We start from the raw sequence: 12,398 nt of genomic DNA on the forward strand, positions 1-12,398 counted from the left end.
CCCGGTCACGTAACCGCGAACGCGGGTCTTCGATCTCCCTGTCCCCTTACGCTGCATTGCTCTGTGCGTACCCCGGCGGAATGTGCGGACACCCCGTCAAAGACGAACCGGAGTCGACCATACCGGCCGCTGTCATGCGCACAAGTCCAAGATTCCTTACGTCAGGAATTGGGTGGGGACTTCCCGTCGGTTCTCTCAATTGCCGGACGGCACACGGCAATTCGACGCGGGCTCGTCATGTACGCCGAGGCCAGTACGCACGGTTACTCCCGCTGTCGGACGCCTCCGGCGCTCGCACCCGGCACGGTGTTTCACGTGAAACTAAGCCGCCCCGCACGCCGGGCCAACCTCGTCGTCCATGTAGCCGCGTCCGCGTGCTGGCTCGGGCTCACGCTCGGGCTGCTCGCGCTGGGTGTCGCCGCGACCACCACCGGGTCCGCGGCGACCGTGGAAGCCTCTGTCCGCGCCATGAAGATGTTCACCGACTGGCTCCTGCTCCCCCTCGCGTTCCTCACGCTCCTGAGCGGCCTGGTGCTGTCTCTGGGCACGCACTGGGGGCTGGCCAGGCACCGGTGGGTCCACACCAAGTTCTGGCTGACCCTGGTGACGGTCACGGCCACCGTCCTCGCCCTGCGTCCCGGGGTCGGCTCGGCGGTGGCCGCCGTGTCCGCGGACGGGGTCCTGCCCGATTCCGGTGACGTCCTGTTCGGGCCGATCGTCTCCCTGACCGCGTACCTCTTCATGACGGTGATCTCGATCCTCAAGCCCTGGGGGCTGACCCGACGCGGGCAAAGGATCCGTACGACCCTCCGCAAACGGGTGGACGCCGGAGCCGCCGGTCGGACAGCCTGACCTGCGTGCCGATTCCTTCCTCCGCCACTCTGCCCATTCGCCGTCTGACGCCTCGCGACCTCTCCGCGTGCGCCGACCTCTCCGAGAACCGGGGCTGGCCCCGGGAGGAACACAAGTGGGGTCTGCTGCTCGCCGCCGGCACGGGCTACGGCATCGACGACCCCGGCGGCGGCCTCGTCGCCGGCTGCGTCGTGACCTTCTACGGACCGCAGGACCGACCTGATCTCGCAGCGATCGGCATGGTGCTGGTCGCCGAACGGCACGCCCGCCGGGGCATCGGACGCCGGCTCATGCGCCACATCGTGGCCGACCTGGGGACCACTCCGGTGACTCTGCACGCCACGCCGTACGGGCGCCCCCTCTACGAGGAGCTGGGCTTCAAGGCCGTCGGGCGGGCCGAGATGGTCCGTGGCCGCTTCACTCCCGGCGGCCCGGAGTCCGGGGTCGCCACGCGCCCGGCCACGGCCGGGGACCTCGCCGCGATCCTCCGCCTCGACGAAGAGGTTTTCGGTACGGACCGGACCCACATGATCACGCGACTGCCGGCCTTCTCCGACCAGCTGCGCGTCGCCGAGGAGGACGGCCGGATCATCGGGTACGCAGCCGCCTGGCCCAACATGGACAGCCAGGTCGTGGGCCCGCTGATCGCCCGGGACACCGAGGTGGCGAAGGCCCTCGTCGCCTCGCTCGCCTCCCGCACCGACCTCCCGCTGCGCACCGACATCGACGTACGGCACGAGGAGTTGCTCGCCTGGGTGAAGGAGCGTGGACTCGCTGCCGTGGCTTTCAACGCGGTCATGACGTACGGCATCGGGGAGTTGCCCGGCGACTGGACACGGCGGTTCGCGCCGCTCACCGTGGCCGCGGGCTGAACCGTTCGTCCACTGCTCCGTGACGCCCCGGGCGTGCCGGTCGTGCTAGGCGCGCCGGCCCTCCTGGGTGAGCGCCCGCACGGCTGCGGTGGCGAAGGAGTGGTCCTGCTCGGGTGCGCCGCCGCCGACTCCGATCGCGCCGATCGGACGGCCGTCCCGGTGCACCGGGACGCCTCCCGCGATGAACAGGAGCGGGCGGTCGAGCGCGGTCGGCAGGGTGTGGAAGAGACCGCCGGGCCGGACGGCGTCGACCAGGTCCGCGGTGGGGGTGTCGAGCTGCAGTGCCGTGTAGGCCTTGCGGGTGCTGGTCTCGCCCGAGATCAGCACCGCGCGGTCGTCCCGTCGGAAGGCGAGCAGGTGACCGCCCGCGTCGAGGACCGTGACACTGACCGTGACATCGGCGGCCTCCGCGGCCCGGCGGGCGGCCGTGACGAGGTTCTCGGCGTCCTGAGTGGTCAGCGGGGTGACGGTGGTGGTGCTCATGAGGGTTTCTCCTTGTGCGGCAGAGGTGCGAAGGGGTGTTGTGGGGAGGGGCGGTTGCTGCCGGCAGGAACCGTGACCGGACGCGGCGGGACAGGACGGCGCCGCGCCTGGCCACGCACCGCGGTGGTGGCCCGGTCCGTGCCTCAGTTGTGGACCACGGCCCGCTGCTGCGCGGAGAGCGACTGCCCCGCGTCGGCGACGACCGTGTCGGCCGCGTGTCCGGTGGAGCCGGCCCGGCGTTCCAGGGCGGCCGACAGGACGGCGAGCAGAAGAGCCGCTGCGGCGAGGACGGCGCCGACCCAGTTGGGGGCGGTGTAGCCCAGCCCTGCGGCGATCACGACGCCACCGAGCCACGCCGAGAGGGCGTTGCCGAGGTTGAAGGCGCCGATGTTCACCGCGGAGGCGAGCGTCGGGGCACCGTGGGCCTGGTCGAGCACCCGCTTCTGCAGCGGCGCAACGGTGGCGAAGCCGAGGGCACCGATCAGCGTGATGGTGACGGCCGCCGCGATCTTGTTGTGCGCGGTGAGCGTGAAGAGGGCGAGGACGACCGCGAGGGCGCCCAGTGACACGTACAGCATCGGCATCAGGGCGCGGTCGGCGAACCGGCCGCCGACGAGGTTGCCGCCGACCATGCCGAGGCCGAAGAGGACGAGCAGCCAGGTGACGGAGCCGTCGGCGTAGCCGGCGACATGCGTCATCATCGGCGCGATGTACGTGATCGCCGCGAAGACGCCGCCGAAGCCGAGGACGGTCATCGCCATGGCGAGCAGGACCTGGACGTTCTTGAAGGCGGCCAGTTCGTGGCGGAGTCGCACGCCTTCCGCCTTGGGCATGTCGGGCACCAGCTTGGCGATGCCCGCCAGGCCGAGGACGCCCAGTGCGGCGACGGCCGTGAAGGTCACGCGCCAGCCGGCGGACTGCCCGATGAGGGTGCCCAGCGGTACGCCGACGACGTTGGCGACGGTCAGGCCGGTGAACATCATCGCGATGGCGCCCGCCTTCTTGTCCGGCGCGACGAGGTCGGCGGCGACGACCGAACCGATGCCGAAGAAGGCACCGTGCGCGAGTGAGGCGACCACGCGTCCGACCAGCATGACGGAGAACGTGGGGGCGACGGCGGAGACCAGGTTGCCGACGATGAACAGCCCCATCAGCAGCATCAGCATCCGCTTGCGGGACACCCTGGTGCCGAGGACGGTCATGAGGGGTGCGCCGAACATGACTCCGAGCGCGTAACCGGTCACGAGGAACCCGGCGGTGGGGATGGAGACACCGAAGTCACCCGCGACCTCGGGCAACAGGCCCATGATCACGAACTCGGTGGTTCCGATTCCGAAGGCCCCGATCGCGAGGGCCAGAAGCGCGAGAGGCATGGAGGAGAACCTTCCAGAAGATTGCAGGAGCGCTTTACGTGCGTTCACAATAGTTGCAGACGCGGGCTAAGTGCAAACGCTGGATATTGCGGATGTGCCCTATCCTGGTTCTCAGCCGTTCGGGACGGAGGACATGCCATGACAGCGACGGACCCCGCACTCACCGCTCTCGCCCAGGGCTGGTGCGCGCTCTCCCTGCTGCACGGGAGGATCGAGGCGCACATCGAACGGGCCCTGCAGGCCGAGCACGACCTGAGCGTGCGCGAGTACTCACTCCTCGACGTCCTCAGCCGCCAGCACGACGGCGACGGCGGACACCTGCAGATGAAGCAGGTCGCCGACGCGGTCGTTCTCAGTCAGAGCGCCACCACCCGCCTGGTGACACGGCTCGAGGACCGGGGCCTGCTCTCGCGCTACCTGTGCCCCACCGACCGCCGCGGCATCTACACGAACGTCAGCGAGGCGGGACTCGCGCTCCTGGACGAGGCCCGGCCCACCAACGACTCGGCCCTGCGCGAGGCACTGGACGAAGCGGCCAAGAGCCCTGAGCTGGCCCCGCTGGTGCGCGTGGTGGAGTCGGCGAGCGTTCCCGCCCCCGCGTAGGCGCGTCCGGCGCCGGGTGCGGCGGGCCTAGGCTGTGGTCATGGGAGATCTTGAGATACGCCGCGCGGTCGCGGACGACGTGCCCGCGATCGTCGCGATGCTCGCCGACGATCCGCTGGGCGCGCAGCGCGAGTCACCGGACGATCTGGCCCCGTACCTGACGGCGCTGGAGCGCCTCACCGGAGATCCGAACCAGCACCTGGTGGTCGCCGTGCGCGAGGACCGTGTCGTCGGCACCCTGCAGCTCACGGTCGTTCCCGGACTGGCCCGCAGGGGAGCGACCCGCGCGATCATCGAAGCCGTACGGGTTCACGCCGACGAGCGCGGCAGCGGTCTGGGCACCCGCTTCGTCGAGTGGGCCGTGGACCAAGCCCGCGCCGAAGGCTGCCAGTTGGTGCAGCTGACCTCCGACGCCACTCGGACGGATGCGCACCGGTTCTACGAGCGACTCGGTTTCACGGCGTCGCACGTCGGGTTCAAGCTTCAGCTCTGAGGGTCCACCGCCGGTGGTCCCCCACAGCAGGGTGCGGCGAGCATGCGGCAGGCCGTATGACGAGGGGTGTCCTGTTTCACGTGAAACAGGACACCCTTCGTCATACCGTGTCCGCGTATACGTCCAGGAAGGCGACTACTTGAGGCCGCGCCACCCTTCGGGATCCACGCCGCCCGGGACCGGAGCGCCCTCACCGTACGGCTGCCGCGTGAACACGAACGAACCGAGGTCCAGGTGGGTCACCGACCCGTCAGGGCCTTCCACGGCCCGTAGGAGCTCACCGGCGTAGTAGCCGTCGAGCCCGGTCCAGGTCCCGTCGGCCCCGGCCCGGAAACGCGAGCGCCGGCCGGTGCCCGCCAGAGGTCCCAGCGTGACGTCCCCGTCGGCCGCCAGACGCAGTGCGAAGGCGTGAGTCCCCCAGTACCAGGGCCCGGCCAGGTCCAGCACCGCACGGTCGACCTCGGGCAGAGGCCGCCAGGGCTCGGGGATCCGGGGCTCGGCCTCCGCGACGATCCGTACGAGATCAGCGGCAACCGTCGACACCGGCGGGCCCGAGGTGCAGTTGGCGAGCACGACAGCGGCCAGGTCGTCCTCGACGCTGATCATGAGCCCCGCGACGAAGCCCGGGAGAGAGCCGCTGTGGCCCACCAGGGTCCGGCCGTCCCGGTGCTGGACCTGCATCCCGAGACCGTAGGCGGCGCCGGCGGCCACTTCCTCCGGTTCGGCCGGCGCGGCGGGCGTACGCATCTCCCGTACGGACTCCGCGCTCAGCACCCGGTCGTCGCCGCGGGCGAGGAAGACGGCGAAGCGGGCCAGGTCCCCGCTGGTCGACCAGAGCTGCCCGGCCGGTGCCATCCGCCCCAGGTCCTCGCTCGGTTCGGGAAGCATGACGTCCGCCCAGGGGTGCACGGCCCAGCCGCCCGCATGGGGCGCCCGTGGCTGCCCGCTCGTCCGGTCGAGCCCCAGCGGTTCGAGCACCTCGCTCCGCAGGACGTCCTCCCAGGGGGCGCCGCGCAGTTCCTCGACCAGCGCACCCAGCAACGTGTAGCCGGGGTTCGAGTAGTGGAACCGCCGGCCGACCGGATGCCGGTGCGGCTGCTCACCCAGGACATCGGCCAGTTCGGGGCGCAGCGAACCGGGCGTGCGCTCCCACCAGGGACCGGGCGACTCGGCCGCCAGCCCGCCGGTGTGCGCGAGGAGTTCGGCGATCGTCGCCTCCCCCGCGCCCGTGCCCGGCAGGTGCTTCTCCAGCGGGTCGCCCAGGTCGAGCAGGCCCTCGTCACGCAGTCTCAGGACGAGGACGGCGGTGAATGTCTTGGTGATCGAGCCGATGCGGTACTGCACGTTCTCGTCGGGCCCGTGCCCGTCCACCGAGGTACGGGAGCCGTGCCACACGGTCTCCCCGCCGCGCACCACCGCTGCGACCAACGACGGCGCGCGCCCTTTCGTCTGGGCGGTGGCGATCTCGTGCAGCAGGGCACGGCGCGTGGCGGGAAGCAGCTCTTCCGCGGGTGTGGTCGTCATGGCGCAAGTCCACCTGCCCCGGCGCCCCGCGTCGAGCGCATTTGTCCGCGCCGCGTCGGGCTTCGGGTGCGGCGTCTCGCGATCGGTGCCGTTTCCCGGCGGTCCGTCCTGATCGGAGCGGACCGCCGGGTGTGCGACCCGCTCGGTCGCGCCGTGCGGCCGACGCGCTTTCCGGCCGCACGGGCGGGTGGGTCAGCGCAGTCCGGCGAAGAGATCGTCTTCGGGTATGGCCGCGCCGGTGGCGTCCTGGACCCGCAGGAAGGTCTCCATGCCCATCAGCTCGCCGAACCTCTCCTTGCCCATCTTGAGGAAGAAGATGTTCTCGCCCTGACTGGCGTGCGCCGCCAGCGCGTCGAACTTCTGACCACTGAACGCGGTGGTGTCCACCCACGTGGTGATCTCGTCGTCGGGGAGGCCGATCTCGGCCATCGCGGCGGCCTCGGCAGGATCCGGTTCCGGCATGTCCTCGTGGAACTCGCGCATGATCTCGCCGAACCGCTGCATCCCCGAGCGGGGCATCGTGGTCCAGTAGACCTTCGGTGTCAGCGTGGTCATCTCCAGCGCCGCCATCGTGATGCGGTGGGCCTGGATGTGGTCGGGGTGACCGTAGAAGCCGTTCTCGTCGTAGGTGACGACCACATCGGGCCGGTAGTGCCGCATGAGTTCCGCGAGGCGGGCCGCGCCTTCCTGCACGGGGGTCCGCCAGAAGGATCCGGGCGCGTCGTTGCTCGGCCAGCCCATCATCCCGGAGTCGGCATAGTCCAGCGTCTCCAGGTCGCTGATCTTCAGGACGTCACGGCTCGCCTCGAGCTCTCGGCGGCGCATCGAGGCGACGGCCGCCGGATCGTGCCCGGGATCGCCCGGCTTGACGCCCCCCGGTCCGTCACCGCAGCCGCCGTCGGTACACGTCACGAGAACCGTACGGATTCCCTCCGCCGCATATCGCGCGAGAACTCCCCCGGTTCCGGTGGCCTCGTCGTCGGGGTGGGCGTGTACTGCCATGAGCGTCAGAGGCCGGTCTGTCATGAAAAAGTCCTCCTGCATAAGCCTGCGTGAATACGTCTCGGTACGGGTGCGCGGCAGGCGTACCGCGGTCCCGGGGCCCGGACCCCGGTGGGGCGAACGACCTTGTGGTCCCCATGCCCCCCGCCGTACGGCGCCGGTCCCCCGGTCGGTGCAACCGCGCCGGCCGGACCGGCTGTTCCCCGCACGCCACTCGACCTTCCGGGAGTCGGCGTTCGACGCGAACGAGGTACAGGCGCGGCCTGCATGTCCGGGCACCCCGCCGGATCCGGCTTCCGCCCCGCACCGGCCGTGAGATTCCGGCACGAACTCCGGGACCCCGCACCTGCACCGGGCGGGGATCAGGTCTGCGCCATGTCCACGAAGCGTGAGTAGTGGCCCTGGAAGGCGACCGTGATGGTGGCCGTCGGGCCGTTTCGGTGCTTGCCCACGATGATGTCCGCCTCGCCCGCGCGCGGCGACTCCTTTTCGTAGGCGTCCTCGCGGTGCAGCAGGATCACCATGTCCGCGTCCTGCTCGATGGATCCCGATTCACGCAGGTCGGAGACCATCGGCTTCTTGTCCGTGCGCTGCTCGGGGCCACGGTTCAGCTGGGACAGCGCGATGACGGGCAGCTCCAGCTCCTTGGCCAGCAGCTTCAGGTTTCGCGACATGTCCGAGACTTCCTGCTGCCTGCTCTCGGAGCGCCCCTTGCCGCCCGACTGCATCAGCTGCAGGTAGTCGATGATGACCAGCTTCAGGTCGGCGCGCTGCTTGAGGCGGCGGCACTTGGCACGGATCTCCATCATCGACAGGTTCGGAGAGTCGTCGATGTAGAGGGGAGCCGCCGAGACGTCGGGCATCCGGCGCGCGAGCCGGGTCCAGTCCTCGTCGGTCATCGTGCCGGAACGCATGTGGTGCAGGGCGACGCGTGCCTCGGCCGACAGCAGGCGCATGGCGATCTCGTTGCGCCCCATCTCGAGCGAGAAGATCACGCTGGGCATGTTGTGCTTGATCGAGCAGGCCCGGGCGAAGTCCAGCGCAAGCGTCGACTTACCCATGGCGGGACGTGCGGCGATGATGATCATCTGGCCGGGGTGCAGCCCGTTCGTCAGCTGGTCGAGGTCGGTGAAGCCGGTCGGTACTCCGGTCATCTCCCCCGACCGCGAGCCGATCGCCTCGATCTCGTCGAGCGCGCCCTCCATGATGTCGCCGAGCGGCAGGTAGTCCTCGGTCGTGCGCTGTTCGGTGACGGCGTAGATCTCGGCCTGGGCGCTGTTGACGATCTCGTCCACGTCGCCGTCGGCCGCGTAACCCATCTGCGTGATGCGGGTACCGGCCTCGACCAGGCGGCGCAGGACGGCGCGCTCATGGACGATCTCCGCGTAGTACTCGGCGTTGGCCGCCGTCGGGACCGTCTGGACCAGGGTGTGCAGATACGACGCGCCGCCGACCTTGGTGATCTCGCCGCGTCTGGTGAGCTCGGCGGCGACCGTGATCGGGTCGGCCGGCTCGCCCTTGGCGTAGAGGTCGAGGATCGCGCCGTAGACGGTCTCGTGCGCCGGCCGGTAGAAGTCGTGGCCCTTGAGCACCTCGACGACATCGGCGATGGCGTCCTTCGAGAGCAGCATGCCGCCCAGGACGGACTGCTCGGCGTCCAGGTCCTGCGGCGGGACCCGCTCGAAGGACGAGCCCCCGCCGTCCCAGGCGCTGTTGTCCGGACCGCGGTCGTGCCGGTCCTCCCGGCCGCGACCGCCACCGCCGCCGTTGTCGCGCCGGCGGGAGGCGGGCAGACGATCACTGGGACCGCTGTCGGCCCACGGGTCGTCCAAGGGCTCGGAAATACTCACCGGGCCACCTCCTCCCGTCCGCCGAGCGGACCTCGCCGTGCCCCTCATTCCTACGGCACGACACTGACAAATGAGACGCCCCGACTCCGGTTCTGACGCGTCGGTTTTGCGAGGTTTCCGAGGCTGGGGGAGGAGAGGGTGCCGCACCACGGTAGGCCCGCGGGCACCGTCAGCCAATCTGGTTATCCACAGGCCATGTGGACGACGGCCCCGATGCTGTGGAGAACTCGGTGAAACCTGTGCACGACTCGGTGGACAGGCCTGTGAACAAGCACTCAGCTTCTTTTCCACAACCGCCCTGAGCTGCGGTTATCCCATCCACCGGCTGTGCAGAAGAAAAACTTTCCCGGTCGGGCCAAGATCGTCGCGAAGGACGGGCAACAGGGCGTCGCACGTGTTTGCCAGTAAGGGTCACTCTGCATTTGCATCTCTTACCTGTGGAAGATTAGATTGATGTGCATGACACAGGCTCCCGTGGCTCCCAGGGCCTCCCGCCGCAGACACGATCGGGAGATCGTCGCACTGGCCGTTCCGGCGTTCGGCGCGCTCATCGCCGAGCCCCTCTTCCTCATGGCCGACACCGCCATCGTCGGCCATCTCGGCACCGCGCAACTCGCCGGACTCGGAGTCGCTTCCGCCCTCCTCGCCACAGCCGTCAGCATCTTCGTCTTCCTCGCGTACGCCACCACGGCCGCTGTCGCCCGACGGGTCGGCGCGGGAGACCTGCAGGCCGCCGTCCGCCAGGGCATGGACGGGATCTGGCTCGCCCTGCTGCTCGGCGTCGCCGTCATCGTCGTCGTTCTGCCCACCGCGCCTTTCCTGGTGGAGCTCTTCGGCAGCTCGGACACCGCCGCCCCCTACGCCGTCACGTATCTGCGCGTCTCGGCGCTCGGTATCCCCGCGATGCTCATCGTCCTCGCCGCCACCGGAGTTCTGCGCGGTCTGCAGAACACCAGGACGCCTCTCTACGTCGCCATCGCGGGCTTCGTCGCCAACGCCGCCCTGAACGTCGGTCTCGTCTACGGCGCCGGTCTCGGCATCGCCGGTTCCGCCTGGGGCACCGTCATCGCCCAGTTCGGGATGGCCGCGGCGTACCTCGTCGTGGTGGTCCGCGGGGCACGGCGGCACGGCGCTTCCCTGCGCCCCGACGCCGTCGGGATACGCGCATGTGCCCGGGCCGGCGCACCGCTCCTCGTCAGGACCCTCTCGCTGCGCGCGATCCTGATGATCGCGACCGCCGTCGCCGCCCGCCTCGGCGACGCCGACATCGCGGCCCACCAGATCATCCTGTCCCTGTGGAGCCTGCTCGCCTTCGCGCTCGACGCCATCGCCATCGCCGGACAAGCCATCATCGGGCGCTACCTCGGCGCGGGCGACACCCTGGGGGCCCGGGAGGCCTGCCGCCGCATGGTGGAGTGGGGCATCGCTGTCGGCGTCGTGCTGGGCGGGCTGGTGATCGCCGCCCGCCCTCTCTTCCTCCCGCTGTTCACCAGCGACCCGGCCGTCCATGACATAGCGCTGCCCGCGCTGCTCATGGTGGCGCTCGCTCAGCCGGTCTGCGGCATCGTCTACGTCCTGGACGGCGTACTGATGGGGGCGGGAGACGGCCCGTACCTCGCACGGGCCATGCTGCTCACCCTGGCGGTCTTCGCTCCGGTGGCGCTGCTCGTCCCGGCGTTCGGTGGCGGACTCACGGCGGTCTGGGCCGCGATGACCCTCATGATGACCGTGCGCATGCTGACCCTGTGGCTGCGTACCCGCTCGGGCCGCTGGATCGTCACGGGCGCCACGCGCTGACTGACGTTTCACGTGAAACGGATCGCCCGTTTCACGTGAAACGGACGCTCACAGCCCTTGGTCCAGCCACATAGCCGCATAGCCACGTGCATAGCCACATGAAGAAGGGCCGCACCCACGCGGGGTGCGGCCCTTCTCCCAGCTCTGCCGAGCGCAGCGGTCAGGCTGCGACAACCTCGATGTTGACCTTGGCGGCCACCTCGGGGTGCAGACGCACGGACGTCTCGTGGGCGCCCAGCGTCTTGATCGGCGTGCCCAGCTCGATGCGGCGCTTGTCGACCTCGGGGCCACCGGAAGCCTTGATCGCCGAAGCGACGTCGGCCGGGGTGACGGAACCGAAGAGCCGACCGGCGTCGCCGGAGCGGACGGCCAGGCGGACCTTGACGCCCTCGAGGCGCGCCTTGATCTCGTTGGCCTGCTCGATCGTCGCGATCTCGTGGATCTTGCGAGCACGGCGGATCTGCTCGACGTCCTTCTCGCCGCCCTTGGTCCAGCGGATAGCGAAATTCCGCGGGATCAGGTAGTTGCGAGCGTAACCGTCCTTGACGTCGACGACGTCGCCCGCGGCACCGAGGCCGGAGACCTCGTGGGTGAGGATGATCTTCATGAGTCGGTCACCCTTCCCTTATCGCGCGGTGGAGGTGTAGGGCAGCAGCGCCATCTCACGGCTGTTCTTCACGGCCGTGGCGACGTCACGCTGGTGCTGCGTGCAGTTGCCGGTCACGCGGCGGGCACGGATCTTGCCGCGGTCGGAAATGAACTTCCGCAGCATGTTCGTGTCCTTGTAGTCCACGTACGTGACCTTGTCCTTGCAGAAAGCGCAGACCTTCTTCTTCGGCTTGCGCACAGGCGGCTTCGCCATGTGTGTCTCTCCTGTTTGATCAAGAAGTGTGGGTACGACCCACCCTTGTCGGCCCTGGGCCTAGAAGGGGGGCTCGTCCGAGTAGCCGCCGCCGGAGCCGCCGGCACCGCTGGCACCGCCGGAGCTGCCGGAGTTTCCACCCCAGCCACCGCCGCCGCCACCGCTCTGGTTGCCGCCGCTGGCAGGAGCGCTGGTCGCCCAGGGGTCGTCGGCGGGAGCACCGCCGCCGCCCTGCTGAGCGCCGCCGGAGCCTCCGCCCCAGCCGCCGCCCTGCTGGCCGCCGCCACCGCCACCGCCGCTGTAACCGCCCTGGCCACCCCGGCCGGTGGTCTTGGTGACCTTGGCCGTGGCGTTCTTCAGGCTGGCGCCCACTTCCTCGACGTCCAGCTCGTAGACCGTGCGCTTGACGCCCTCACGGTCTTCGTAGGACCGCTGCTTCAGCCGGCCCTGCACGACGACGCGCATGCCTCGCTGGAGCGACTCCGCGACGTTCTCCGCCGCCTGACGCCAGACCGAGCAGGTCAGGAACAGGCTTTCGCCGTCCTTCCACTCGTTGGTCTGACGGTCGAAGGTGCGGGGAGTGGACGCGACACGGAACTTCGCGACCGCCGCACCGGACGGGGTGAAGCGCAGCTCGGGGTCGTCGACAAGATTGCCGACGACCGTGATGACGGTCTCGCCTGCCAT

Annotated in this window: 13 protein-coding genes; 5 read left to right on the plus strand and 8 right to left on the minus strand. The window is 69.8% G+C overall.

Annotation, left to right across the window (positions count from 1 at the left end; genetic code table 11):
- Positions 1–315: 315 nt before the first annotated feature.
- Positions 316–852 carry a DUF2269 family protein gene (locus QFZ75_RS19380; protein WP_307538593.1) on the plus strand — a complete coding sequence of 179 codons (537 nt, stop codon included), beginning with the start codon at positions 316–318 and terminating at the stop codon, positions 850–852.
- A 5-nt stretch (positions 853–857) separates the two neighbouring features.
- The gene (locus tag QFZ75_RS19385; RefSeq protein ID WP_307538595.1) at positions 858–1,724 is read left to right on the plus strand and encodes a GNAT family N-acetyltransferase; all 867 of its coding nucleotides are present in this window, start codon (positions 858–860) and stop codon (positions 1,722–1,724) included.
- A gap of 45 nt (positions 1,725–1,769) precedes the next feature.
- Here QFZ75_RS19385 and QFZ75_RS19390 read toward each other — a convergent pair whose 3' ends face one another.
- Both QFZ75_RS19390 and QFZ75_RS19395 read right to left on the minus strand, forming a co-directional pair.
- Positions 1,770–2,207: a heme-binding protein gene (locus QFZ75_RS19390; RefSeq protein ID WP_307538597.1), complete on the minus strand. Its 438-nt coding sequence runs from the start codon at positions 2,205–2,207 to the stop codon at positions 1,770–1,772.
- A 143-nt stretch (positions 2,208–2,350) separates the two neighbouring features.
- Entirely contained in the window at positions 2,351–3,580 is a 1,230-nt protein-coding gene (locus tag QFZ75_RS19395) for an MFS transporter (protein ID WP_307538599.1), read from the minus strand.
- A gap of 138 nt (positions 3,581–3,718) precedes the next feature.
- Between QFZ75_RS19395 and QFZ75_RS19400 the strand changes: the two genes are divergently transcribed.
- Positions 3,719–4,183, plus strand: coding sequence for a MarR family winged helix-turn-helix transcriptional regulator (locus QFZ75_RS19400; protein WP_307538601.1), 465 nt, complete (start codon positions 3,719–3,721; stop codon positions 4,181–4,183).
- A 40-nt stretch (positions 4,184–4,223) separates the two neighbouring features.
- Positions 4,224–4,676: a GNAT family N-acetyltransferase gene (locus QFZ75_RS19405; RefSeq protein WP_307538603.1), complete on the plus strand. Its 453-nt coding sequence runs from the start codon at positions 4,224–4,226 to the stop codon at positions 4,674–4,676.
- Positions 4,677–4,811: 135 nt separating this feature from the next.
- On the opposite strand, the gene QFZ75_RS19410 is transcribed toward QFZ75_RS19405, so the two are convergent.
- From QFZ75_RS19410 to dnaB, 3 genes are all read right to left on the minus strand, one after another.
- Entirely contained in the window at positions 4,812–6,200 is a 1,389-nt protein-coding gene (locus QFZ75_RS19410) for a serine hydrolase (protein WP_307538605.1), read from the minus strand.
- A gap of 192 nt (positions 6,201–6,392) precedes the next feature.
- Complete coding sequence (locus QFZ75_RS19415) at positions 6,393–7,226, minus strand: PIG-L family deacetylase (protein WP_307538607.1); 834 nt, start codon at positions 7,224–7,226, stop codon at positions 6,393–6,395.
- 338 nt (positions 7,227–7,564) lie between these two features.
- Positions 7,565–9,052: a replicative DNA helicase gene (gene dnaB / locus QFZ75_RS19420; protein WP_307538609.1), complete on the minus strand. Its 1,488-nt coding sequence runs from the start codon at positions 9,050–9,052 to the stop codon at positions 7,565–7,567.
- Between the two features lie 459 nt (positions 9,053–9,511).
- Here dnaB and QFZ75_RS19425 point away from each other — a divergent pair, with 459 nt between their 5' ends.
- The gene (locus QFZ75_RS19425; RefSeq protein ID WP_307538611.1) at positions 9,512–10,849 is read left to right on the plus strand and encodes an MATE family efflux transporter; all 1,338 of its coding nucleotides are present in this window, start codon (positions 9,512–9,514) and stop codon (positions 10,847–10,849) included.
- A gap of 160 nt (positions 10,850–11,009) precedes the next feature.
- On the opposite strand, the gene rplI is transcribed toward QFZ75_RS19425, so the two are convergent.
- The 3 genes from rplI to QFZ75_RS19440 are packed head-to-tail and all read right to left on the minus strand — an operon-like array spanning position 11,010 to position 12,398.
- The gene (gene rplI, locus QFZ75_RS19430; protein ID WP_307538613.1) at positions 11,010–11,456 is read right to left on the minus strand and encodes a 50S ribosomal protein L9; all 447 of its coding nucleotides are present in this window, start codon (positions 11,454–11,456) and stop codon (positions 11,010–11,012) included.
- An 18-nt stretch (positions 11,457–11,474) separates the two neighbouring features.
- Entirely contained in the window at positions 11,475–11,711 is a 237-nt protein-coding gene (rpsR, locus tag QFZ75_RS19435; protein WP_003949403.1) for a 30S ribosomal protein S18, read from the minus strand.
- Positions 11,712–11,771: 60 nt separating this feature from the next.
- Positions 11,772–12,398: a single-stranded DNA-binding protein gene (locus tag QFZ75_RS19440; protein ID WP_307538615.1), complete on the minus strand. Its 627-nt coding sequence runs from the start codon at positions 12,396–12,398 to the stop codon at positions 11,772–11,774.

The organism is Streptomyces sp. V3I8, from assembly GCF_030817535.1.
GTDB lineage: Bacteria > Actinomycetota > Actinomycetes > Streptomycetales > Streptomycetaceae > Streptomyces.

What these genes read in the sequence shown, in the direction of transcription:
- rplI (WP_307538613.1), bottom strand. Translation starts at nt 11,456, where the DNA reads ATGAAGATCATCCTCACCCACGAGGTCTCCGGCCTCGGTGCCGCGGGC.
- QFZ75_RS19440 (WP_307538615.1), bottom strand. Translation starts at nt 12,398, where the DNA reads ATGGCAGGCGAGACCGTCATCACGGTCGTCGGCAATCTTGTCGACGAC.
- QFZ75_RS19405 (WP_307538603.1), top strand. Translation starts at nt 4,224, where the DNA reads ATGGGAGATCTTGAGATACGCCGCGCGGTCGCGGACGACGTGCCCGCG.
- QFZ75_RS19395 (WP_307538599.1), bottom strand. Translation starts at nt 3,580, where the DNA reads ATGCCTCTCGCGCTTCTGGCCCTCGCGATCGGGGCCTTCGGAATCGGA.
- QFZ75_RS19400 (WP_307538601.1), top strand. Translation starts at nt 3,719, where the DNA reads ATGACAGCGACGGACCCCGCACTCACCGCTCTCGCCCAGGGCTGGTGC.
- QFZ75_RS19410 (WP_307538605.1), bottom strand. Translation starts at nt 6,200, where the DNA reads ATGACGACCACACCCGCGGAAGAGCTGCTTCCCGCCACGCGCCGTGCC.
- rpsR (WP_003949403.1), bottom strand. Translation starts at nt 11,711, where the DNA reads ATGGCGAAGCCGCCTGTGCGCAAGCCGAAGAAGAAGGTCTGCGCTTTC.
- QFZ75_RS19415 (WP_307538607.1), bottom strand. Translation starts at nt 7,226, where the DNA reads ATGACAGACCGGCCTCTGACGCTCATGGCAGTACACGCCCACCCCGAC.
- QFZ75_RS19390 (WP_307538597.1), bottom strand. Translation starts at nt 2,207, where the DNA reads ATGAGCACCACCACCGTCACCCCGCTGACCACTCAGGACGCCGAGAAC.
- QFZ75_RS19425 (WP_307538611.1), top strand. Translation starts at nt 9,512, where the DNA reads ATGACACAGGCTCCCGTGGCTCCCAGGGCCTCCCGCCGCAGACACGAT.